This window comes from Vibrio sp. THAF64, assembly GCF_009363455.1.
In the GTDB taxonomy this organism is placed as follows: Bacteria; Pseudomonadota; Gammaproteobacteria; order Enterobacterales; family Vibrionaceae; genus Vibrio; species Vibrio coralliilyticus.
Genome location: NZ_CP045355.1, coordinates 2,684,425 through 2,706,615, shown reverse-complemented (window position 1 = coordinate 2,706,615; position 22,191 = coordinate 2,684,425). Strand labels below are relative to the sequence as shown.

Annotated in this window: 21 protein-coding genes; 2 read left to right on the top strand and 19 right to left on the bottom strand. The window is 46.0% G+C overall.

Annotated elements, in window-relative coordinates; genetic code table 11:
• Positions 1-5: 5 nt before the first annotated feature.
• The 11 genes from lipB to leuS all read right to left on the bottom strand — a co-directional run bounded on the left by lipB (position 6) and on the right by leuS (position 11,544).
• Positions 6-659, bottom strand: coding sequence for a lipoyl(octanoyl) transferase LipB (gene lipB, locus FIU99_RS12610; RefSeq protein ID WP_006957351.1), 654 nt, complete (start codon positions 657-659; stop codon positions 6-8).
• 178 nt (positions 660-837) lie between these two features.
• Positions 838-1,116, bottom strand: a complete 279-nt coding sequence (ybeD, locus tag FIU99_RS12605; RefSeq protein ID WP_006957352.1) for a DUF493 family protein YbeD — start codon at positions 1,114-1,116, stop codon at positions 838-840.
• A 143-nt stretch (positions 1,117-1,259) separates the two neighbouring features.
• Complete coding sequence (locus tag FIU99_RS12600; RefSeq protein ID WP_006957353.1) at positions 1,260-2,438, bottom strand: serine hydrolase; 1,179 nt, start codon at positions 2,436-2,438, stop codon at positions 1,260-1,262.
• An 89-nt stretch (positions 2,439-2,527) separates the two neighbouring features.
• Positions 2,528-3,310: a septal ring lytic transglycosylase RlpA family protein gene (locus tag FIU99_RS12595; protein ID WP_006957354.1), complete on the bottom strand. Its 783-nt coding sequence runs from the start codon at positions 3,308-3,310 to the stop codon at positions 2,528-2,530.
• Positions 3,311-4,432 carry a rod shape-determining protein RodA gene (gene rodA / locus FIU99_RS12590; protein WP_006957355.1) on the bottom strand — a complete coding sequence of 374 codons (1,122 nt, stop codon included), beginning with the start codon at positions 4,430-4,432 and terminating at the stop codon, positions 3,311-3,313.
• Positions 4,432-6,315 (bottom strand): penicillin-binding protein 2, encoded by a 1,884-nt coding sequence (gene mrdA / locus FIU99_RS12585; RefSeq protein WP_006957356.1) that lies wholly within the window; start codon positions 6,313-6,315, stop codon positions 4,432-4,434. The genes rodA and mrdA overlap by 1 nt, the downstream gene beginning before the upstream one ends.
• 6 nt (positions 6,316-6,321) lie before the next feature.
• Positions 6,322-6,792, bottom strand: coding sequence for a 23S rRNA (pseudouridine(1915)-N(3))-methyltransferase RlmH (rlmH, locus tag FIU99_RS12580; protein ID WP_006957357.1), 471 nt, complete (start codon positions 6,790-6,792; stop codon positions 6,322-6,324).
• A gap of 3 nt (positions 6,793-6,795) precedes the next feature.
• Positions 6,796-7,113: a ribosome silencing factor gene (rsfS, locus tag FIU99_RS12575; RefSeq protein ID WP_006957358.1), complete on the bottom strand. Its 318-nt coding sequence runs from the start codon at positions 7,111-7,113 to the stop codon at positions 6,796-6,798.
• A 60-nt stretch (positions 7,114-7,173) separates the two neighbouring features.
• On the bottom strand, positions 7,174-8,187 hold the full coding sequence (holA, locus tag FIU99_RS12570) for a DNA polymerase III subunit delta (RefSeq protein WP_006957359.1): 1,014 nt from the start codon (positions 8,185-8,187) through the stop codon (positions 7,174-7,176).
• A 6-nt stretch (positions 8,188-8,193) separates the two neighbouring features.
• Complete coding sequence (gene lptE / locus FIU99_RS12565) at positions 8,194-8,826, bottom strand: LPS assembly lipoprotein LptE (protein WP_006957360.1); 633 nt, start codon at positions 8,824-8,826, stop codon at positions 8,194-8,196.
• Between the two features lie 144 nt (positions 8,827-8,970).
• Positions 8,971-11,544 (bottom strand): leucine--tRNA ligase, encoded by a 2,574-nt coding sequence (gene leuS / locus FIU99_RS12560; protein ID WP_006957361.1) that lies wholly within the window; start codon positions 11,542-11,544, stop codon positions 8,971-8,973.
• A 138-nt stretch (positions 11,545-11,682) separates the two neighbouring features.
• Here leuS and FIU99_RS12555 point away from each other — a divergent pair, with 138 nt between their 5' ends.
• On the top strand, positions 11,683-12,153 hold the full coding sequence (locus tag FIU99_RS12555) for a zinc ribbon-containing protein (protein ID WP_006957362.1): 471 nt from the start codon (positions 11,683-11,685) through the stop codon (positions 12,151-12,153).
• A 66-nt stretch (positions 12,154-12,219) separates the two neighbouring features.
• Here FIU99_RS12555 and lnt read toward each other — a convergent pair whose 3' ends face one another.
• The 5 genes from lnt to miaB all read right to left on the bottom strand — a co-directional run bounded on the left by lnt (position 12,220) and on the right by miaB (position 17,864).
• The gene (lnt, locus tag FIU99_RS12550) at positions 12,220-13,728 is read right to left on the bottom strand and encodes an apolipoprotein N-acyltransferase (protein ID WP_006957363.1); all 1,509 of its coding nucleotides are present in this window, start codon (positions 13,726-13,728) and stop codon (positions 12,220-12,222) included.
• 38 nt (positions 13,729-13,766) lie between these two features.
• Positions 13,767-14,666, bottom strand: coding sequence for a CNNM family magnesium/cobalt transport protein CorC (gene corC / locus FIU99_RS12545; RefSeq protein ID WP_006957364.1), 900 nt, complete (start codon positions 14,664-14,666; stop codon positions 13,767-13,769).
• A gap of 100 nt (positions 14,667-14,766) precedes the next feature.
• The gene (gene ybeY, locus FIU99_RS12540; protein ID WP_006957365.1) at positions 14,767-15,237 is read right to left on the bottom strand and encodes an rRNA maturation RNase YbeY; all 471 of its coding nucleotides are present in this window, start codon (positions 15,235-15,237) and stop codon (positions 14,767-14,769) included.
• Complete coding sequence (locus tag FIU99_RS12535) at positions 15,234-16,331, bottom strand: PhoH family protein (protein WP_006957366.1); 1,098 nt, start codon at positions 16,329-16,331, stop codon at positions 15,234-15,236. Before FIU99_RS12535 ends, ybeY begins: the two co-directional genes overlap by 4 nt.
• Positions 16,332-16,439: 108 nt before the next feature.
• The gene (miaB, locus tag FIU99_RS12530) at positions 16,440-17,864 is read right to left on the bottom strand and encodes a tRNA (N6-isopentenyl adenosine(37)-C2)-methylthiotransferase MiaB (protein ID WP_006957367.1); all 1,425 of its coding nucleotides are present in this window, start codon (positions 17,862-17,864) and stop codon (positions 16,440-16,442) included.
• Between the two features lie 288 nt (positions 17,865-18,152).
• On the opposite strand from miaB, the gene FIU99_RS12525 reads away from it, so the two are divergent.
• Positions 18,153-19,307: a 2-octaprenyl-3-methyl-6-methoxy-1,4-benzoquinol hydroxylase gene (locus tag FIU99_RS12525; protein ID WP_006957368.1), complete on the top strand. Its 1,155-nt coding sequence runs from the start codon at positions 18,153-18,155 to the stop codon at positions 19,305-19,307.
• Between the two features lie 67 nt (positions 19,308-19,374).
• Here FIU99_RS12525 and crr read toward each other — a convergent pair whose 3' ends face one another.
• The 3 genes from crr to FIU99_RS12510 form a co-directional block, all read right to left on the bottom strand.
• Positions 19,375-19,884 carry a PTS glucose transporter subunit IIA gene (gene crr / locus FIU99_RS12520; protein ID WP_006957369.1) on the bottom strand — a complete coding sequence of 170 codons (510 nt, stop codon included), beginning with the start codon at positions 19,882-19,884 and terminating at the stop codon, positions 19,375-19,377.
• A gap of 105 nt (positions 19,885-19,989) precedes the next feature.
• Entirely contained in the window at positions 19,990-21,714 is a 1,725-nt protein-coding gene (gene ptsI / locus FIU99_RS12515) for a phosphoenolpyruvate-protein phosphotransferase PtsI (RefSeq protein ID WP_021457651.1), read from the bottom strand.
• Between the two features lie 137 nt (positions 21,715-21,851).
• Entirely contained in the window at positions 21,852-22,109 is a 258-nt protein-coding gene (locus FIU99_RS12510; RefSeq protein ID WP_006957371.1) for an HPr family phosphocarrier protein, read from the bottom strand.
• Positions 22,110-22,191: the final 82 nt, after the last annotated feature.

Sequence of the window (22,191 nt, the reverse complement as noted above, 5' to 3'; positions counted from 1 at the left end):
GCTTCTCATCGCGTAGGAGAGGCCTCTTTGCTGAATTCCACTTGCTCGTAGTTAAGCAAAGTGACAAGTTCTTCGACTAGTGTCTTCTCAACCTGGGTAAGATCATCCGGGCCGCCAAGCTGGCTAACCTGAACCATTTCCATGCCAGCATAGCCGCATGGATTGATACGTAGAAATGGTGACAAGTCCATATTTACGTTGAGTGCTAAACCGTGGAAAGAGCATCCCTTACGAATTCTCAATCCTAGTGAGCAGATCTTTTTACCATCAACATAGACGCCTGGTGCATCCGGTCGTGCCGCTGACTCAATATTGTAATTTTTAAGTGTGTTGATCACGAGATTCTCAATATGAGTGACGAGATCTCTAACACCGAGTTTTTTACGACGTAAATTTATCAGGAAATAAGCCACAAGTTGACCTGGACCGTGGTAGGTAACCTGACCGCCTCGGTCGCTTTGAACAACTGGGATGTCGCCCGTATTGATCAAGTGTTCTTCTTTACCTGCTTGTCCCTGTGTAAACACTGGGTTGTGTTCAACCAGCCAAACTTCGTCACAGGTGTCCTCTGTACGAGTGTCTGTGAAGTCATGCATGGCTTGCCAGATAGGCTCATAATCTTGCCTACCTAAGTGTTTAACAACAAGCTGGTTGTGCATCCCTAATCCTATTGCCCGTAAATAAAGTTTGTGGATTATAAACTGGTTCTGGTCAATGAACTATATACCAGTAACACATTTTTAACCCTTGATAAAATACAGGATTATTATCTGTTTGATATCTAAAAAGAAAGCAGCTTACGCTGCTTTCAAAATAATTTTACTTTATCAAATAAAATTATAGAACCATGCGCACGATATCAATCTCGCCCAATTCTTTGTATAACGTTTCTACCTGTTCAATGGAAGTCGCTGTGATCGTCACAGACACTGAGTGGTAGTTGCCTTTCGCACTAGGTTTTACACTAGGGCTGTAATCACCTGGAGCGTGGCGTTGGATCACCTCTAGAACCTTCTCTGGCAGTTCAGGTTTCGCATAGCCCATCACCTTGTAAGTAAATGAGCAAGGGAACTCAAGCAGGTCTTTCAGTTTTGCATCTGAGTTGATAGTCAACATGTTGAAACTCCAAGTTGGAAAGTCGTTTTAGCAGCGCGGAATAGTACTGCCATTAATTTTAAATCTCAAGATCCTGCCGACTTGTGTTTGGCAGGAACAAAAAAAGCCGCATTATGCGGCTTTCGATGAATGTGTGGTTTGAATTACAGGAAGCTCTTAAACAGCATCACGATGTAATCCCACAGACGGCTGAACAGACTACCTTTATTGACATCTTCTAATGCCAGAAGTGGGTACTCAGCAACATCTTCGCCTTCTAGTTGATAGTATAGCTTACCAACTACGTCACCTTTCTTAATTGGGGCTTCCAGCTCTTTTTCAAGTACGAAGCTCGCCTGGAGGTTTTTGGCCTGCCCACGAGGAAGGGTAACGTAAGTATCCTGATCTAGACCCAGTGCAACAGTATCTTTGTCGCCCATCCAGATTTTTTCTTCAACGAAGGTTTCACCAGCTTTATGTGGAGCAACGGTTTCAAAGAAGCGGAAGCCGTAACTCAGTAGCTTTTTGCTTTCTGATTTACGTGCGTTTGCGTTCTTAGTGCCCATGACGACGGCAACAAGGCGCATTTTACCTTCAGTCGCCGAGCTCACTAGGCTATAACCAGCATTGCTTGTGTGACCGGTTTTGATACCGTCAACGTTCATGCTCTTGTCCCAAAGCAAGCCGTTGCGGTTGTATTGGGTAATGCCGTTGTAGGTGAATTTCTTCTCTGAATAAATACGGTACTCGTCTGGCACGTCACGAATTAACGCTTGGCCAAGTAGAGCCATATCGTAAGGCGTCGAGTACAGGTTAGGGTTGTCTAAGCCGTGAACGTTAGCAAAGTGAGTGTCTTTCATGCCTAACGTATCCGCCCAAGCATTCATCAGATCAACGAAGGCATCTTCTGACCCTGCAATATGCTCTGCCATAGCAACACATGCATCGTTACCCGATTGAACAATGATGCCGCGGTTAAGTTCTTCGACTTTAACTGTCGTGCCGACTTCGATAAACATCTTTGAAGAATCTGGGAAGTTTTTAGCCCACGCATTCTTGCTGATGGTTACGTCGTCCTGAAGCGAAATATTACCACGCTCTAGTTCTTGGCCGATCACGTAACTGGTCATCATTTTGGTCAGACTTGCAGGAGACAACTTAGTGTTCATCTCTTTCTCTGCGAGGATCTTACCTGAGTTATAGTCCATCAAAACGTAGCCTTTCGCAGCGATTTGAGGAGCGTCTGGTACAACAATTGGGGTGGCAAACGAAGATGATGCGAAAGTTGCAGAAAGCGCAATAGAAGACGCAAAAACGGATTTAATTAGCGTTGTTTTTTTCATATTGACTACAGGTTTTTATTAACTGTCCATATATTAACAGAAACAATCGCTCAAACCAGTGTGCGGCGTACCTCACACTGGATTGAGGACTACTGGGATTTTATAAAAGCACTCGAATAGCCCATCAGCTTAACTTGTTCTAAGGCCTTTTGCGTCAGCATATAGTCATCAAACGGGCCCAAAAACACGCGGTGAAGGTTTTTATCCGAGCTGATATAGCTCTTTACCGAAAGTGTTTGACTCAGATCTTGCGCTAAAGTTCGTACTCTGTCTTCATGTTGTGAAGACGCAACCTGAACAACGAACTTTGGTAGTGCTTTTTGTTTATGTACTTCCGTTGGCTTGTCGACAGAGATGACCTCTATTGACACATTGGCAGTGCCTGTACGGACCACATCTAATTTGGTGGCGGCTGCAAAGCTGAGGTCGATAATCCGACCTTCATGAAAGGGACCACGATCGTTAACGCGTACAATGGCTGTTTTACCATTATCTTGATTGGTTACTTTGACATAACTCGGTATCGGTAAGGTCTTATGCGCCGCCGTCATGGAATACATATCGTACACTTCGCCGTTGGAAGTTAGGTGACCGTGGAACTTCTTCCCGTACCAAGATGCCTGTCCTTCCTGAGTAAATCCTTTGGGCTCTCTTATGATCTGGTAGCGTTGTCCACGAAGCGTATAGTCGCTATTGCCGCCCAAACTGTACGGTTCGTACTGAGGGTTTGCATCTTCGATATGATCGACAGAGATCGGGGCATCCGGTGCAATATCGTCGTCTATCGTGTAACGCTTTGAAGGCGCAGAGGAACAACCTGCTAGAATGGTTACGGCGCATAGCGTGCCTAGCAGAGCTTTATTTATTGTCATTTAAGTTGCCTTCGAAAATGCTTTTCTGTGAGTGTGGATCGACATTAATATGCCAAAGCCTGCCATTAAGGTCACCATGGACGTACCGCCATAGCTAATCAGAGGCAGCGGAACACCTACGACTGGCAAGATGCCACTCACCATACCAATGTTTACGAAAACATAAACAAAGAAACTGAGCACGATACTGCCGGCCATCATACGGCCAAAAGCTGTTTGCGCTTTACTTGCTAGCACTAGGCCGCGTCCGATGATAAACAGGTACAAGCTAAGCAGAATCAGAATACCAATCAGGCCCCATTCTTCGGCTATCACCGCAAAAATAAAGTCGGTGTGACGTTCTGGTAAGAACTCAAGTTGAGACTGAGTCCCTTGTAGCCAACCTTTACCAGCGATGCCGCCAGAACCAATGGCAATCTTGCTCTGGATAATGTGATAACCAGCGCCAAGAGGATCAGACTCTGGGTTGAACAGAGTACGAACTCGGACTTTCTGGTATTCCCTCATCAAGAAGAACCACAAGATTGGCAAAAATGCGCCGAGGCCACAGGCTGCTGCGAAGATGATTTTCCAGCTGATGCCGGCAAGGAAGATAACGAAAATTCCTGAGGCGGCAATTAGAATCGAAGTGCCTAAATCGGGCTGTTTCGCGATCAAAATGGTTGGTACAAAGACCATCACCAACGACATCACAAGAGTCTGAAACGTTGGGGGTAGTGAACGCTTACCAATGAAGCGCGCAACCATTAATGGAACAGCAAGTTTGAGTAGCTCTGAAGGCTGGAAACGAACAAAGCCTAGGTTTAACCAACGCTGCGCGCCTTTTGAAGCCTCACCAAAAAACAGAACCCCGAACAGCAGCAGAACGCCGACAATGAACATTAGAGGAGCTAGAGATTCATAGGTTCTGGGAGGTATCTGAGCGAGAATTACCATCACACCGAGTGATAGCCCCATACGCATCGCTTGTCGATCCATCATCGCTAAGCTTTGGCCACTGGCGCTGTACATTACGACCAGACCGAAGCCCATTAATACCAAAATACCTAGCAGTAAAGGCAAGTCGATATGGAAGCGCTCGAACAGCGCTCGGTTTTGGCCTGTAGCAGGATCAAAATCCATTATTCTTTCGCCTCTTTATCTTCTACTAACACGCGGTCAAAGACCTGCCTGACCACAGGGCCACCTTGTGAAGAGCCTCCGCCCGCATTTTCAAGTACGACCGTCACTACCACTTCAGGTTCTTCCAATGGAGCAAAGCCGGTAAATAGAGCGTGATCTCTTAAGTGCTCAGCAATTTCATCTGCGTTGTATTCTTCATCCTCTGCTAGACCGAATACCTGCGCAGTACCAGATTTACCGCCACTGACGTAAGGCGTATTGTAGAAGGAGCGTCTTGCTGTGCCTTTTTTACCGTGGTTAACCAGTCGCATCCCTTCTATCGACAAATCCCAGAATTTTTCTTTAACGTCAGTAATTGGCGGGTAAGTCTCGATCTCAGACATCACTTGCTTATCGAATTGCTGGCCATTGTCGATGGTTGCTCTCAATAGGTGAGGTGCGATCACTTCGCCTCGGTTAACCAACACAGAGGTCGCTTTCGCAATTTGCATAGGTGTTGCTGTCCAATACCCTTGGCCTACGCCGACAGGAATGGTGTCTCCCTGATACCAAGGTACACGGTGACGAGCCATTTTCCATTCACGAGTTGGCATGTTTGCTTTGCTCTCTTCATAGATATCGATGCCGGTTTTTTCACCAAAACCAAACATCATCATCCAGCGAGAGATTCGGTCGATGCCCATGTCGTAGGCTATCTGATAAAAGAAGGTATCCACGGACTCTTCTATCGATTTGACGATATTAACTTTACCGTGTCCCCAACGTAGCCAATCTCGGAAAGGCCTTGTTTTAGAGTTAGGAATCTTCCAGTAACCAGGGTCATTACGCGTGGTGTATGGAGTGATGACGCCTTCTTCCAGAGCCGCTACCGCTAAAAATGGTTTAATTGTCGATGCTGGTGGATAAATGCCGAGAGTGGCTCGGTTAACCAATGGACGGTTCTTATCGTTGAGAAGAGCACTGTAGGCTTTGCCAGAAATGCCATGTACGAAAGCATTGGGGTCATAGCTTGGGCTCGAGACCATAGCCAACACACCGTTGTCTTTGGGATCGAGCACTACGGCACTACCACGGCGTCCAGCGAGTAATTCGTGAATGTAGAGCTGCAAATTTATATCGAGATTGAGAACGATGTCTTTTCCAGGAACTGGCGGAATGTACTTCAAGGTGCGGATAATACGACCACGGCTATTGACTTCGACTTCCTGATAACCAGCTGTTCCGTGAAGCAGATCTTCGTAATAACGCTCGATACCAAGCTTACCGATATCACGTGTTGCTTGATAGTTAGCGTCTTTTTCCTCGCGGATCAACCGCTGCATATCGCGGTCATTGATGCGCGACACATAACCAATCACATGGGTCAAAACATCGCCGTATGGGTAATGACGTTTTAAGCTCGCGTTGACAGCGACACCGGGAAACTTATGCTGATTGACCGAAAACTTGGCGACCTGTTCTTGCGTGAGCTGAGTCAGTATTGGCACTGATTTGAAACGTCGGGTCTGGCGTCTTTCCCTCTCGAAGCGTTCGACTTGCTCTGGAGTTATTTCAATGAACTCTTGAAGACCAGCGATAGTGGCTTCCATATCTTTAATTTTTTCTGGAGTAATTTCCAAATTAAAGACAGGTCGATTTTCAGCAAGTAATTGGCCATTGCGGTCATAGATCAACCCGCGGTTTGGTGCGATAGGAACGACTTTGATACGGTTATCGTTTGAGCGAGTTTTGTAATCTTGGTATTGATTGATCTGGATGTTGTAGAGGTTGGCCACTAACAAGCCAACCATAGTGACAATACCAATGAAAGCGACAATAGCCCGGCTTTTAAACAGCCGTGCTTCTTCTTGATAATCCCTGATTCGGGTACGCTTCCTTAACATTAACGCTTATTCTCGGTGATATGGATGATTAGCAGTGATACTCCAGGCTCGATACAGGCTTTCTGCCATCACGATGCGAACCAGAGGGTGGGGCAAGGTGAGTGCAGACAGCGACCAGCTTTGATCGGCCGCCGCTTTACAAGCTGGAGCTAACCCTTCCGGGCCGCCAATAAGAATGGAGACATCGCGGCCATCTAACTTCCAACTGTCTAGTTGCTGCGCCAGCTGAGGGGTATCCCACTTTTTGCCGGGAATATCTAGGGTAACAATTCGATTGCCTTTTGGCACCGCAGCCAGCATGGCTTCGCCTTCTTTTTGCAGAATCCTTGCAATATCGGCGTTTTTCCCCCGTTTTCCGGCTGGAATTTCAACAAGTTCCAGTGGCATATCGTGAGGAAACCGGCGCTTATATTCTTGAAAGCCTTCTTCAACCCATTTAGGCATTTTAGTGCCAACGGCGATCAATTGCAGTTTCATCGCTTAGCCCCAGAGTTTTTCCAGTTGATATAGCTCGCGTTGTTCTTCCTGCATAACATGAACAATGGTCGTGCCCATATCAAGGACGACCCACTCACCTTCACTTTCACCGTCTATGCCTAGTGGTTCAAGTCCAGCCATTTTTGATTCTTTTGCTACGTGTTCAGCAATAGAGGCAACGTGGCGTTTTGAAGTGCCTGTGCAGATAATCATGTAGTCTGTGATGCTGGATTTGCCTTGAACATCAAGTGTTTTAATGTCCTGTGCTTTCATGTCGTCGGCTTTATCTACTAGAAAATCATTCAGTTCTTCAAGTTGCAAAGTCAGTTCCTCGTTTGTTTATTCGGTTTAAAATCAAAGCGGCGCAGTATATCACGCTTTTTAAAGCTTCACTTGTGGCAAGCACATCTCAGTACTTAACTGATGCAATAGTGGCCAACTGGAAATCTCATATTGAGTTTTAGAGATAACTTCGGCTTTAGCAATTAACTGGATTAGCTGAGTGATCTTTGTCTGTGAAAGACGGTTTAACGCCGCAGAGTACAGTGGCCGCTTTGATTGCCATATCCGGTAGCGTTCAAATACTTGTCCTATAGCTTGCGATTGCATTTGTTGCTGCATCGAGAGTAACTGAGTCAACTCTTTCTGAATGGTTCGAAGCAAAATTACCGCTTCAACGCCTTCCGCTTCTAGTTGTCTTAATACTCGCTGAGCTCGGTTAGCTTTACCTGCTAGCAGAGCATCTGACCAGTGGAATGCAGTAAAATGATTGTGTCGGCTCAATGATTCTTCGAGTCTGATAAGATTTAACTGCCCATCGGGGTACAAAAGGGCGAGTTTTTCCAAGCTTTGTGTCAATGCAAACAAGTTGCCTTCATGCCACTGAGCTAACATTTGAATCGCTTCCGCATCCGGATTCAGGTTCAGTGCTCTACAGCGTGACTGGACAAACTGAGGCAGGCGGCTGAGGTCTGGCGTAAGACAATTTACCCAGCAGCCACGGGAAGATAAGGCTTTAAACCACTTAGCATTTTCTTGGGCTTTGGTGAGCTTAGTGCCAATCACGACTAAAATGATGTCACTGTGCAACACTTCTGAAATGCCTACTAGCTCTTTTGCAATCGCCGCGTTTACTCCTGATTCTGGGAGCTCTAACTCAATCAATTGGCGCGATGAAAACAGGCTTAATGCTTGGCAACTGTCATACACCAAGTTCCAATCAAAGCTGTTGTCTACTGCGAAACGGTGTCGTTCTTCAAAGCCCTGAGTGTAAGCGGCTTTTTGAATGGACTGACGAGATTCTTGTAGTAGTAATGGCTCATTGCCAAAAATCAGGTAAGTAGGGTGGAGCTGCTTATTGAGCTGCTCCACCAGCCGATCTGCGAAGATTCGCATAGGATTCTATTGAACCGCTGAGTTACTGTCAGACGCTCCTTGAGGCTCATCTGACGAATAGGTTTTGATTCGGTACTGCTCTTCGTCTGTTTTTAGTTGGATCTCTTGCTCTTCCATATCAAGCTCGTTAGCTTCGATATCTGCCTTTAAACGTGCCATTTGACGAATGATCTGAGTTGCAGCCAGTTTACGCATTTCATCTTCGATCATATCGCGTTCCACTGACTTCGCCAGTGCTGTTAGCGGGTTATCTAAGTAGCTGCGAGTAACACTGGTTGAAAAAGTCTTCGAACCTAGTTCAGGGATAGTTACACGGTAAGACGCTCGGAAGGTAAGTTCCTTCTCTGCTGCACGAGTATTTTGATAAAGAGAAAGTGTACGTTCACCAACACCTTCACTTGCTAAATGAAGATTCGGGATATTGTCAGAAGGCGGAACAACTTCAATCTCACTCATACGCAGTTGGGCTTTCATCATTCGGGTAAACGTACTGTACTGGTCATAACTGGTAAGAGACATCGTGTCGAGATCTTCCGGGATAGAGTAATCACCACGGAGATGGAAACCACAGGCAGACAGCAGGCTCGCTGCAAGTACAACGCTGGTGAGCTTAATAGTTGAGATTGAAAATAGGCGCATTAGTTGATGTTTCTCGATTATTTGAATACTTATCTAAGGCTACTCAGTGAATAGGCTGAGATAAGTAAAGCAGGGTAAATATACCCTGCTTAAGACTTTAGTTTAACGAATTAGTTCGCAACACTTTCTTTACTTTGCAAATGCTTAGTTTGCAACGATATTCAGAAGCTTACCTGGTACGTAAATTACTTTACGCACAGTCTTGCCGTCAGTGAACTTAGTTACGTTCTCATCGTTTAGACCTAGAGCTTCAATATCGTCTTTAGAAATATCGGCCGGAACAGTCAGTTTCGCACGTAGCTTACCGTTAACTTGAACGATGATTAGCTTCTCGTCTTCAACAAGGGCTTTTTCATCGTGAGTTGGCCATGTTGCGTTGTCGATGTCAGTTTCACCAAGACCTACCCACATTTCGCTAGAAATATGAGGAGTGATTGGGTAAAGCATTGCAACAACTGCTTTTAGCGCTTCATCAAGGATTGCACGATCTTGTGCAGATTCTTGTGGTGCTTTCGCTAGCTTGTTCATTAGTTCCATGATCGCTGCGATTGCTGTGTTGAACGTTTGACGACGAGCAACATCATCCGTCACTTTCGCGATAGTCTTGTGAACGTCACGACGAAGTGCTTTTTGGTCGCTAGACAGTGCCGAGGTATCCACTGCTTCTGCCGCGCCTTTCGATGCGTGCTCGTTTACGAGTTTCCAAACACGTTTCAGGAAGCGGTTAGCCCCTTCTACGCCAGACTCTTGCCACTCAAGTGTCATGTCTGCTGGAGATGCAAACATCATAAATAGACGTACTGTGTCAGCACCGTATTTGTCTACCATTTCTTGTGGGTCTATACCGTTGTTCTTCGACTTAGACATCTTGATCATGCCTGAGTGTTCAACGTCACGGCCAGTGTTGTCTTTCGCTGAAGTGATGCGGCCTTTACCGTCACGTTCAACAGTCACGTCAGTAGGTGCAACCCACTCAGTACCGCCTTTCTCGTTCTCGTAAGAGAATGCATCAGCCAGTACCATGCCTTGACATAGTAGGCGCTTGAATGGTTCATCAGAGGTTACGTAACCCGCATCACGTAGCAATTTGTGGAAGAAGCGAGAGTACAGTAGGTGCATACAAGCGTGCTCGATACCACCGATGTACTGGTCTACTGGTAGCCAGTAGTTTGCTTTTTCTGGATCTAGGATGTCGTCAGCTTGTGGTGAGCAGTAACGTGCGTAGTACCAAGAAGACTCCATGAAGGTATCGAACGTGTCAGTTTCACGTAGAGCTGGTTCGCCGTTAAATGTCGTCTTCGCCCACTCTTTATCAGATTTGATTGGGCTGGTTACGCCGTCCATTACCACGTCTTCTGGAAGGACTACTGGCAGTTGGTCAGCGGGTACTGGGTGAACTTCACCATCTTCAGTGGTTACCATTGGGATTGGTGCGCCCCAGTAACGTTGACGAGATACACCCCAGTCACGTAGACGGAAGTTAACTGTCTTAGTGCCTTTGCCTTCAGCTTCTAACTTCGCTGCGATTGCATCGAATGCTGCTTGGAATTCAAGACCGTCGAACTCACCTGAATCGAACAGTACACCTTTCTCTGTGTACGCTTCTTCAGAGATGTTCAGTTCACTGCCGTCAGTAGGCTTGATCACAGGGATGATGTCTAAACCGTACTTAGTCGCGAACTCGTAGTCACGTTGGTCGTGTGCAGGTACTGCCATTACAGCGCCTGTACCGTAGTCCATCAGTACGAAGTTAGCCACGTAAACAGGAACCTCACGGCCGTTCAATGGGTGAATAGCAGTAAGGCCAGTCGCCATACCTTTCTTCTCCATTGTCGCCATTTCAGCTTCTGCTACTTTGTTGTTCTTACACTCTTCTACGAAAGCAGCTAGCTCAGGGTTAGTTTTAGCGGCTTCTGCTGCTAGAGGGTGACCTGCTGCGATGCCTACGTAAGTCACACCCATTAGTGTGTCTGGGCGTGTTGTATAAACTTCTAGGTCAGCTTGACCTTTTACTTCGAACTTGAGTTCAACACCTTCAGAGCGACCAATCCAGTTACGCTGCATGGTTTTAACCATTTCCGGCCAGCCATCTAGCTTGTCTAGGTCATCGATCAGTTCTTGAGCGTATTCAGTAATTTTGATGAACCATTGAGGAATTTCTTTCTGCTCAACGATTGCGCCTGAACGCCAGCCGCGGCCGTCAACAACCTGCTCGTTCGCAAGAACTGTTTGGTCAACTGGATCCCAGTTAACTGTAGACATCTTCTTGTAAACTAGGCCTTTTTCGTAAAGCTTAGTGAAGAACTCTTGCTCCCAACGGTAGTACTCTGGCGTACAAGTTGCGAATTCACGGTTCCAGTCGTAACCCAAACCAAGCATTTTAAGCTGGTTCTTCATGTACTCAATGTTTTCGTAAGTCCATGGTGCAGGTGCCGTGTTGTTCTTAACCGCTGCGTTTTCTGCTGGTAGACCAAATGCATCCCAACCAATTGGTTGCATTACGTTTTTACCTTGCAGGCGTTGAAAACGAGATACCACATCACCGATGGTGTAGTTACGCACGTGACCCATGTGCAGTCGACCACTTGGGTAAGGGAACATAGAGAGACAGTAGAATTTTTCTTTATTTGGGTCTTCACTTACAACAAAGGTCTTGTTGTCATCCCAGTGCTTTTGAACTTTCTGTTCAATATCTTGCGGGTTGTATTGCTCTTGCATCGATGATATCCGGTTATCTTGGAAATTGTGAGTTCAGTTAGAACAGACATAAATAGATCGTCATAGAATACCTAAAGGAGAGGAGCACAACAATAGCCTACGGGCGCAATTCTCCCGAGTCGCTAGAAGGAGGTCACTATGCCAAAACGTAAAGCAGGTTATGAGGAGATGTTTGAGGATGTTGTGGAAGCGCTCAAACATAGCCCAGATGAAGTCAACCACGTTTTTGAAACCTCAGAAAAGGTCGTTGAGGCGGCCAACGATTTGACTAAAGATGAACTGGCTTTGGTGTCAGCGTATGTGAAGTCAGATTTGAAAGAGTTTGCTGATAGCTACGAGGAATCGAAAGGGGGGCCTTTTTATCTTATGGTGGCAGACTCTATCTGGCAGGGGCTATTGGATATCACAGACCGAACAAAGGTCGAATGGGTTGAATTGTTTGCTGACTTAGAACACCAAGGGTTGTATCAAGCCGGTGAAGTGATTGGGTTAGGTATTTTAGTGTGTGACGAATGTGGTCATAAAACGCAATACAACCATCCAACCGTGATCATTCCATGCACGAAATGTGGTGGGAAGGGCTTTAGCCGCCAGCTTCTGAAACCCTAAATGAAGTGTTCCTACTACTGACAAAAAGGGTGACGTTTGCACGTCACCCTTGCGATTAATCTACTATTACTTTCTCAAACGCCAACCGGTAACCAAACTTAGTATTACCCAGATGTAGAGTGGCCAAGTACCGAACTCTCGATAGGGAGTCTGCCCTTGGGTAGAGGTGACCTCTGCGCGCAATACCTCCGTCTCGAACTGAGGGATCTGTGTGGTGATGTTGCCTTTGTAATCGGTCACTGCGGTGACGCCATTATTGGTAGAGCGAATGACAGGTTTACCTAGCTCAAGCGCTCGCATTCGAGCAATTTCCATATGTTGCAATGGGCCGATTGATTTACCAAACCATGCATCGTTGGATAGAGTGAGGATAAAGTCAGTGTCATCTGTGACATTTTCACGCACTTGCTCGTTGAAAATAATCTCATAACACAGTGCCGGTGCCATCTGCTTGCCATTAGCCTCAATATTAGGCTGTATAAAGTCGCCACGACTAAACGAGGACATCGGCAGGTTAAAAAATGGCGCCAACGGCCTCAAAATCTCCTCAAAAGGCACAAACTCACCGAATGGTAACAGGTGATGCTTGTGGTAGCGCTCGCTCATATCAAAGCTGTAATCGCCATAAGGTGTTTTACCGACAGTAAGTATGCTGTTGTAAAACTGACGGTCTTCTCCTTGATTAACCACACCTGTTATGACAGCACTATTGTTCATTTTAGCGGCCGAGTCTAAGTTACTCAGATAGGAAGAGATTTCAAACTCAAACGCTGGAATGGCGGCTTCTGGCCATATGATGATATCAGCATCCCAGTTTTCGCGCGTCAGATCAGTGTATTTCATGATGGTCGGCCAGCGTTCTTGTGGTAACCATTTCTTTGCTTGATCGACGTTGCCCTGAATGAGGGCTATTTTGGTGGTGCTATTTGGGTCAACTGTTACCCAATTGGCTGACTTAAGTCCATAGCCGGTGGAAAAAATAACAGCAGGGATGAGAAGATGAAGCCACTGTCGTTGGCTAAAGGCATAGATGATACTGCCAGCACTGATTATCAGCAGTAGAGTCAGTAACTCAACGCCACCAATCGGAGCAAAATTCGCGAGGGGGCTGTCGATTTGGCTGTAGCCAAGCCATAACCATGGGAACCCTGTCATGACCCAACCGCGCAGCCAGTCACAAATCAGCCAAATAGCTGGAGCGGCAAGCAGAAAGCGTGTGCGGTTACTGTGTGGAAAGTAACGATTAAGGCTCCAAGCAAACAGCGCAGAATAAATTGCAAGATAGCCGACCAGTAGCGCCATGAGAAAAACGCTGGCGATTTTCGGCATACCACCAAAATTGTCAATGCTGATGTGTACCCAACTGATCCCAGTTGCAAATTGACCAATTCCCCACGCGTAGCCAATCCATAAAGCACGCTTTGCACTTTGTTGATGAATTAAGGCCAACAATAGCAGTGGGCTAAGGATCGCCAAAGGCCAGAGCTGAAACGGAGCAAATGCGAATGTAGTGAGGGCGCCAACAAAAACGGCCGCAAGCGGCCGTTTTAGGCGATGAAAAAGTGTTTTTATCATCGTTATACTTCTGAGTATCCCAGTTCGGGAAATTAGCGTTACTCTTCGGCTGGTTCCGGAAGAGGCTCTTCGTCGGGGATGGTTACTTGAAGCTGTAACACGCGACGATTGTCCGCAGAGGTAACCTTAAAGCTATAATTTTCCAATTCAACCACTTCACCGCGTGAAGGAAGATGACCGAAAGCTGTCATTACCATGCCACCAACTGTGTCGACTTCTTCATCACTGAATGAAGTGTTGAAAGTGTCATTGAATTCTTCAATTGTCGTTAGGGCTTTTACTGCATAGGTGTGTTTGCTGAGTTTACGAATATCCAGTTCTTCTTCATCGTCGAATTCATCTTCGATTTCTCCAACGATTTCTTCGAGAATATCCTCGATAGTCACAAGACCAGAAACTCCACCGAACTCATCTACGACAATGGACATGTGATAACGTTCCTCACGGAACTCTTTTAATAGGCGATCTACTCGCTTACTTTCAGGAACAACGACCGCAGGGCGGATCACCTGTTCGATATCAAATGGCGCACTGCCTGAGCCTAAATATTTAAGTAAGTCCTTCGCTAACAGGATGCCTTCAACATGGTCTTTATCTTCACTGATGACTGGGTAGCGAGAGTGCTGAGCGTCAGTGATAAGGTTAACCAATGCGTCTAAATCGTCGCTACGGTCAACGGTAACCATTTGTGAACGTGGGATCATAATATCGCGCACGCGCATTTCTGCGATTTCCATAACGCCTTCAAGCATGTCTCGGGTGTCATGGTCAATCAGGTCATTTTCTTCTGAGTCGCGGAATACCTCCACAAGCTCCTGGCGATCTTTAGGTTCGCCTTGAAATAGTTGACCTAGGCGTCCGAAGAAGGACTTTCTACTCGGACCTTCAGATTTTTCTTTTTTACCTTCTAGAGAAGAGGGCGAATTGTCTTCGTTCATTGTTTCTCAATTAAGTAACGCTATCAGAAGTGTGATAGCTCACGTTGAGGGTATGAGAGAGGTAAATAATGAACTCTCAAACCCTCACATGCGAGTGACCCTAAGGTGACTCTTTTTCAGCTATATATGGGTCTTCAAACCCCATACCCAGCATGATTTCTGTTTCGAGGGACTCCATCTCTTCGGCTTCGTCATCCTCGATATGATCATAACCTAGCAGATGCAGGCTACCATGTACAACCATATGCGCCCAGTGTGCCATTAATGGCTTAGATTGCTGATCGGCTTCTTGCTCAACCACCTGTCTACAAATGATCAGATCACCCAGCAAATCCATTTCAATACCCGGAGGTGCTTCGAAAGGAAAAGACAGCACATTGGTTGGTTTGTCCTTGCCGCGATAGTCATGGTTAAGCTGGTGGCTTTCTTGCTCATCGACAATACGGACAGTAACTTCGGCTTGAGGCTGAAACTTTGCCACAGCCGAAGTTAACCAGAGATGAACATCTTCAGAGCTCGGTAAGCCTTTTTCATCTTCGACTGCTAATTGAAGATCTAGTTCGATGCTCATGACGGTTTCGTCTCCGGAGTCACAGAAGACTGAGCCGCTGGCGCTTCCTGAAGTTTTGCTTCGCGCTCTTCACGACGACGCTTTTCGTATTCTTTACGCTCTTTTTGATCTTGCGCTTCCCACTTTTCATAGGCATTGACGATACGTGCAACCACTGGGTGTCGAACGACGTCGTCAGACTGGAAGAAGTTAAAGCTGATTTCATCCACTTCATTCAGCACTTCAATCGCATGGCGAAGGCCTGATTTTGCGCCGCGTGGTAAATCGATCTGAGTGACGTCACCAGTGATGACTGCACGGGAGTTAAAACCGATACGAGTCAGGAACATCTTCATCTGTTCTACAGTGGTGTTTTGACTTTCATCGAGAATGATAAAAGCGTCATTTAGTGTACGACCACGCATATAAGCCAACGGTGCAACTTCAATGACGTTACGTTCAATCAACTTTTCGACTTTTTCAAAGCCAAGCATCTCGAAAAGCGCGTCATAGAGTGGACGTAGATACGGGTCGACTTTTTGGCTTAGGTCACCTGGGAGAAAGCCCAGCTTTTCGCCCGCTTCGACAGCAGGACGTGTTAGTAGAATACGACGAATCTCTTGACGCTCTAGAGCATCTACGGCGGCAGCAACGGCAAGGTACGTCTTACCTGTACCGGCAGGGCCAATACCGAAAGAGATGTCATGTGTGACCATATTGACCAGATACTGAGCTTGATTCGGTGTACGCGGTTTAATCACGCCCTTCTTGGTCTTGATAAAGACTTCTTTACCATGCTCAAGGTTGGACTCAGTGTCTTGTTCAAGTACACCCGTCTCTTTGATAGCCAAATGAATTTCTTCTGGTTCAATATCCGGAATATTGCCGCGGACAGGCGCAGTATTGACGTAAAGGGTTTTGATGATTTCCAGTGCAGCCGCTGAGGTATGAGGTTTACCCACGATGGTAAAGAAGTTGCCTCGGTAGCTGATTTCGACACCTAAACGGCGTTCTAAGTGTTTGATGTTATCATCGAAAGGACCGCACAGACTCGCTAGACGGCGGTTGTCAGAAGGTTCTAGATCAATCTCTAGAGTCACAATTTTATTGCTCAAAGTTGCCTCTCATTATTGGCCATTTCCTAGAAGCCCGATTTAGACCGGGCTTCCAATGGCTTTATATACCTATATCTAAGATGGTCACTCAGATAGGTATTTTCAAGCTTAAGGCGTAAAGGTTGCTACACCTAGCTCATCTTCGCGTTTTGTTTTTGCCATCATCTGAGTTGGCGAAATCACAGTACGCAGATCCATGTCTTTCTCTGTTCGCACAATTTCACCACGTAATGAATTAGCGAAGACATCAGTAATTTTCACATCGACAAACTGACCGATGAGTTCAGCATTGCCTTCGAAGTTCACTACGCGGTTGTTCTCAGTACGTGCGCGAAGCTCCATTAGATTCTTTTTCGAAGGGCCTTCAACCAAAACGCGTTGCTCTGTACCAAGCATCAGACGAGAGAAACGCATTGCTTGCGCATTCACGGTTTGCTGAAGTTCGTACAAACGCTCTTTCTTGGTCTGCTCTGACAGATCACATGGATAGTCGGCAGCTGGCGTCCCTGGACGCGGAGAGAAGATAAAGCTGAAGCTCATGTCGAAATCGACATCTTTGATCAGCTTCATTGTTGCTTGGTGGTCCATATCGGATTCACCTGGGAAACCGACGATAAAGTCAGAGCTGATTTGGATATCAGGACGTGCTTTACGCAGTTTACGGATAATCGACTTGTATTCGATACCTGTGTGCGGACGCTTCATCATTGTTAGGATGCGGTCGCTACCACTTTGCACTGGCAGGTGCAGGAAGCTCACAAGCTCAGGTGTGTCTTCGTAAACAGCAATAATGTCATCTGTGAACTCAAGTGGGTGACTGGTGGTGAAACGAATTCGGTCGATACCATCAATCGAAGCGACAAGGCGAAGTAGCTCGGCAAAGCTACAGATATCACCTTCGTGCGTTGGGCCACGGTATGCGTTAACGTTCTGGCCGAGAAGGTTTACTTCACGAACGCCTTGTTCTGCTAGCTGCGCGATTTCGAACAAGACATCATCCATTGGGCGGCTGACTTCTTCACCACGCGTGTATGGAACAACACAGTAGGTGCAGTACTTCGAACAACCTTCCATGATGGAAACAAACGCGGTTGCGCCTTCTGCACGAGGTTCTGGTAGACGGTCAAACTTCTCAATCTCAGGGAAAGAGATGTCCATAACAGGCGCTTCATTACTTTGTGACTGCTTGATCATTTCAGGCAGACGGTGCAATGTTTGAGGGCCAAAGATAACGTCAACGAACGGCGCACGCTCGCGAATGTGGTCACCTTCCTGAGTAGCTACACAGCCCCCCACGCCAATAACAACACCTTCTTTTTTATCTTTAAGGGTTTTCCAACGACCTAGCTGGTGGAATACCTTTTCTTGTGCTTTTTCGCGGATAGAACAGGTATTCAGTAGTAGTACGTCTGCTTCTTCTGGTTCTTCCGTCAGCTCATAGCCGTTAGCAGCATTCAGTAGATCGGCCATCTTAGATGAATCGTATTCGTTCATCTGGCAGCCCCAGGTTTTAATTAGCAGTTTTTTACTCATGTTGTTCGCTCGATCGTTAGTTTAAATTAAGGGAGCAAATCGCCCAGTGTGGAACAGTGTCAACGCTGCATATTTCATGTGGTTGACTATATTTTAGCCGCCCTCTCGGCGGTAAGCGGCGTATTGTACTGCTTTAAAAACCTACTGACTAGTGCTGTCACACATTCAGTTAAATCCTATGTAGTGCAAGGGATTTGCCCTTATTTGTGTTGAGGTTTTTAGTTACATTTTAGTAATGAAAAAGTACAATGAAAATCAGCCAGATAATCAACAAATAAAGTACAAATTATGACCAGATATGATGTTGCCGTTATCGGTGGCGGTATGGTTGGTGCGGCGATTGCGATCGGTTTCGCCAAGCAAGGCAGAACCGTTGTTGTCGTAGAAGGCACGGCTCCTCAGGCGTTTTCAGCAGAGCAGTCGATGGATATTCGAGTTTCGGCGATCTCAGAGCATTCTGTATCGATATTGGAAGAGCTGGGTGCATGGCAGGCAATATCACAGATGCGAGTATGTCCTTATCGTAGGCTGGAAACTTGGGAACATCCAGAATGCAGAACCCGCTTCCATGCTGATGCACTGAATATGGAGCGGCTTGGCTACATTGTCGAAAACCGCTTGATTCAGTTGGGGCTGTGGGGGGAATTTGAGCGTTACTCTAATATTACGCTTTGCTGCCCAGACCGATTAGAGCATATTGAGTTTGGTCAACCTTGCTCTGTTAGCTTAAATTCCGGTCAGTCCTTTCAGGCTGACTTAGTTGTGGGGGCTGATGGAGCAAATTCTCAGGTCAGAACTCTGGCTGGGATTGGCGTGACGGCATGGGACTATCGTCAACATTGTATGTTGATCAATGTTGAGACAGAACTTCCACAGCAAGACATTACCTGGCAGCAATTTACGCCATCAGGACCGCATTCGTTTCTTCCGTTATGCGGTAATCAGGGGTCATTGGTCTGGTATGATTCTCCTCAGCGAATCAAACAGCTGTGCTCTATGACCAATGAGCAGCTAAGGCAAGAGGTTCTGAGTCATTTTCCTGCCGAATTAGGCGATATTAAAGTGCTCCAAGCTGGTTCATTCCCTCTAACCAGACGACACGCACAGTCCTATTCAGCGCTTGGTTGTGTGCTTGCCGGCGATTCGGCGCATACAATAAACCCGCTGGCAGGGCAGGGGGTGAATATTGGCTTTAAAGATGTTGAAGCGTTACTTGAAGTGACAGAAGGAAAAATACATTTTTCGCAGGAAGTGCTCAGGCTCTACGAACGTAAACGTCGCCCTGATAACCTGCTTATGCAATCGGGCATGGACTTTTTCTACAAGAGTTTTAGTAACGATCTGGCTCCACTGAAATTTGTCCGCAACGCGGCATTGAAAGTGGCTGAGAATGCTGGGCCGTTAAAAAGTCAGGTGTTGAAGTATGCGTTGGGGCTAAAATAATCTAAGATAAAGGCAATAAAAAACGCAGCTGAGTCGCTGCGTTTTTTTGTATTTGGCTAAGTAAAAATTACTTAGTTACGCGTAGGACTGGTGTTTCACCTACGGATACTGAACCAGATAGTTTGTTCAGCTCTTTGATTTCGTCCATGTTAGAGATAACGACAGGCGTTAGAGTTGATTTTGCTTTCTCTTCTAGAAGCGCTAGATCGAACTCGATGATAGTGTCGCCAGCTTTAACTGTTTGACCTTCTTCTGCAATACGCTTGAAGCCTTCGCCTTTTAGTTCAACAGTATCGATACCGAAGTGAACGAATAGCTCTACGCCGTCATCAGACTCGATTGAGAATGCGTGGTTAGTTTCAAAGATCTTACCGATTGTACCGTTTACAGGAGCTACCATTTTGCTGCCAGCAGGTTTGATAGCAATACCGTCACCAACGATTTTCTCAGCGAAAACGACATCTGGCACATCTTCGATGTTTACGATTTCACCAGACAGAGGCGCGATGATTTCAATTGCACCTGCGTCAGCACTGTCGTCAGATACTAGCTTCTTAAGTTTGTCAAACAGACCCATTGTGTCATGCTCCTAACGTTTTATTTAATTCTGTCGAATTATAGTATACCAATCTCACAAGATAGACGACTATTTTTAGCCGTCTATCTTAATGGTATCAGTCAATTATTGAGTTTTCTCTGCGATGAATTTTTCTACAACGGCTTCAATTTCTGCCGCTGTTGGTAGAGAAAGCGCTTCTTCTGCCATTGCTTTTACTTCTGCAAAGTTCGAGTTACGAATCACTTTCTTCACTTTAGGAATAGAGATGCCGCTCATAGAGAACTCGTCTAGCCCCATACCTAGAAGTAGAAGTGTCGCACGCTCATCACCTGCTAGCTCACCACACATACCAGTCCACTTACCTTCAGCGTGAGAAGCGTCAATCACTTGCTTGATTACTGTAAGTACAGCTGGAGACAGCGGGTTGTATAGGTGTGAGATCATCTCGTTACCACGGTCTACTGCTAGTGTGTACTGAGTAAGATCGTTAGTACCGATAGAGAAGAATGCGACTTCTTTCGCTAGGTGGTGTGCGATAGCAGCGGCTGCTGGAGTCTCAACCATTACACCGATTTCGATGTTTTCGTCAAATGCATGGCCTTCAGCGCGAAGTTCTGCTTTGTATTCTTCGATAGCTTTCTTCAGTTCACGGATCTCTTCAACAGAGATGATCATTGGGAACATGATGCGAAGTTTACCGTGTGCAGATGCACGTAGGATGCCGCGTAGCTGGTCACGAAGGATTTCACGACGGTCTAAGCTGATACGAACTGCGCGCCAGCCTAGGAATGGGTTCATCTCTTGTGGTAGATCCATGTATGGAAGATCTTTGTCACCGCCAATGTCCATTGTACGGATGATCACTGATTCACCGTTCATTGCTTCCGCAACTTCTTTGTACGCTTGGTACTGCTCTTCTTCAGTTGGCAGAGCGTCACGGTCCATGAATAGGAATTCAGTACGGTACAGACCGACACCTTCACCGCCATTACGGATAATGCCATCACAGTCTTTAACCGTACCGATGTTACCGCACACTTCTACACGGTGACCGTCAGTAGTCTCTGCGTGGAGATCTTTTAGCTTCGCTAACTCTTCTTTTTCAGCAAGGAATGCTGATTTCACCGCCTTCGCTTCTTCTAGTTCAGCTTCCGATGGGTTGATAACGATTTTGTTGTTCATCGCATCAAGAATCAGCATGTCGCCGTTCTTCACTTGCTTAGTGATGTCGTTAGTACCAACGATAGCTGGAAGCTCAAGAGAGCGCGCCATGATTGAAGTGTGAGAAGTACGACCGCCGATGTCACAAGCAAAACCAAGAACGTAATCTAGGTTGATTTGTGCAGTTTCAGATGGCGTTAGGTCGTAAGCAACTAGGATAACTTCTTCGTTGATATCGCTAAGTGAAACGATATTGATGCCAAGAGCATTTTTAACAAAACGTGTACCGATATCACGGATATCTGTTGCACGTTCCTTTAGGTATTCGTCGTCTAGAGATTCAAGAGCAGTCGCTTGTTCTTCGATAACCGTGTGAATCGCGTTATCGGCGTGCATCTTGTCGTTTTTGATCAGTGCTAGGATTTCTTCTTCTAGCTCTTCATCTTCAAGAAGCATGATGTGACCTTCGAAGATCGCTTCTTTCTCTTCACCGAATGTTTCAAGGGCTTTCTGCTTGATAGTTTCAAGCTGAGCTGCTGATTTGTTACGTGCGTCAAAAAAGCGAGCTACTTCTGCTTCAACTTGAGCATCAGTAATTGAGTGAGTGTTTAGGACAATTTCATCTTCTTGAAGTAGTAGTGCTTTACCAATAGCAATACCTGGAGATGCTAGGATGCCTGAAATCATAGCCTTACCTTAAATTGGTCAACTTTAAACGGGAGAAAATATGAGTGCGCTAACGATAATGTGTAGCTTAAATCTTGGTCTATTTCCAACAAAGCCACTTTGCTTTCACAAAATGGCTTTGAAAATAGGAGACCGGATTAGTGTAGTTGATCCATTAGAGCAACTAGGTGGTCAACAGCTTGTTGAGCTTGAGGGCCCTCAGCTGAGATAGTAACCTGCGTACCTTTTACTAGGCCAAGAGTTTGAAGTTTGAACAGGCTTTTCGCGCTAGCGCTTTTACCGTTAGAAGTCACAGTGATGTCTGCATCAAAGCCTTTTGCTTCTTTAACAAACTGTGCAGCTGGACGAGTGTGAAGACCGTTTTCTGCAGTGATTTCTACTTGCTTCTCGTACATGTTATATACCCCAATTGATTTATATTTTGATAGTTTCTAAATCAGATTCAGCTTAACCCCGAATGTCGCTTTGTGCCAAATA

Bases quoted from the DNA above. Each gene is read 5' to 3' on its own strand.
- FIU99_RS12600 (WP_006957353.1), bottom strand. From the start codon at position 2,438: ATGAAAAAAACAACGCTAATTAAATCCGTTTTTGCGTCTTCTATTGCG.
- rlmH (WP_006957357.1), bottom strand. From the start codon at position 6,792: ATGAAACTGCAATTGATCGCCGTTGGCACTAAAATGCCTAAATGGGTT.
- ybeD (WP_006957352.1), bottom strand. From the start codon at position 1,116: ATGTTGACTATCAACTCAGATGCAAAACTGAAAGACCTGCTTGAGTTC.
- corC (WP_006957364.1), bottom strand. From the start codon at position 14,666: ATGAACGAAGACAATTCGCCCTCTTCTCTAGAAGGTAAAAAAGAAAAA.
- holA (WP_006957359.1), bottom strand. From the start codon at position 8,187: ATGCGAATCTTCGCAGATCGGCTGGTGGAGCAGCTCAATAAGCAGCTC.
- mrdA (WP_006957356.1), bottom strand. From the start codon at position 6,315: ATGTTAAGGAAGCGTACCCGAATCAGGGATTATCAAGAAGAAGCACGG.
- leuS (WP_006957361.1), bottom strand. From the start codon at position 11,544: ATGCAAGAGCAATACAACCCGCAAGATATTGAACAGAAAGTTCAAAAG.
- lnt (WP_006957363.1), bottom strand. From the start codon at position 13,728: ATGATAAAAACACTTTTTCATCGCCTAAAACGGCCGCTTGCGGCCGTT.
- lptE (WP_006957360.1), bottom strand. From the start codon at position 8,826: ATGCGCCTATTTTCAATCTCAACTATTAAGCTCACCAGCGTTGTACTT.
- miaB (WP_006957367.1), bottom strand. From the start codon at position 17,864: ATGAGTAAAAAACTGCTAATTAAAACCTGGGGCTGCCAGATGAACGAA.
- rodA (WP_006957355.1), bottom strand. From the start codon at position 4,432: ATGGATTTTGATCCTGCTACAGGCCAAAACCGAGCGCTGTTCGAGCGC.
- FIU99_RS12525 (WP_006957368.1), top strand. From the start codon at position 18,153: ATGACCAGATATGATGTTGCCGTTATCGGTGGCGGTATGGTTGGTGCG.
- crr (WP_006957369.1), bottom strand. From the start codon at position 19,884: ATGGGTCTGTTTGACAAACTTAAGAAGCTAGTATCTGACGACAGTGCT.
- ybeY (WP_006957365.1), bottom strand. From the start codon at position 15,237: ATGAGCATCGAACTAGATCTTCAATTAGCAGTCGAAGATGAAAAAGGC.
- FIU99_RS12510 (WP_006957371.1), bottom strand. From the start codon at position 22,109: ATGTACGAGAAGCAAGTAGAAATCACTGCAGAAAACGGTCTTCACACT.
- ptsI (WP_021457651.1), bottom strand. From the start codon at position 21,714: ATGATTTCAGGCATCCTAGCATCTCCAGGTATTGCTATTGGTAAAGCA.
- FIU99_RS12595 (WP_006957354.1), bottom strand. From the start codon at position 3,310: ATGACAATAAATAAAGCTCTGCTAGGCACGCTATGCGCCGTAACCATT.
- lipB (WP_006957351.1), bottom strand. From the start codon at position 659: ATGCACAACCAGCTTGTTGTTAAACACTTAGGTAGGCAAGATTATGAG.
- FIU99_RS12555 (WP_006957362.1), top strand. From the start codon at position 11,683: ATGCCAAAACGTAAAGCAGGTTATGAGGAGATGTTTGAGGATGTTGTG.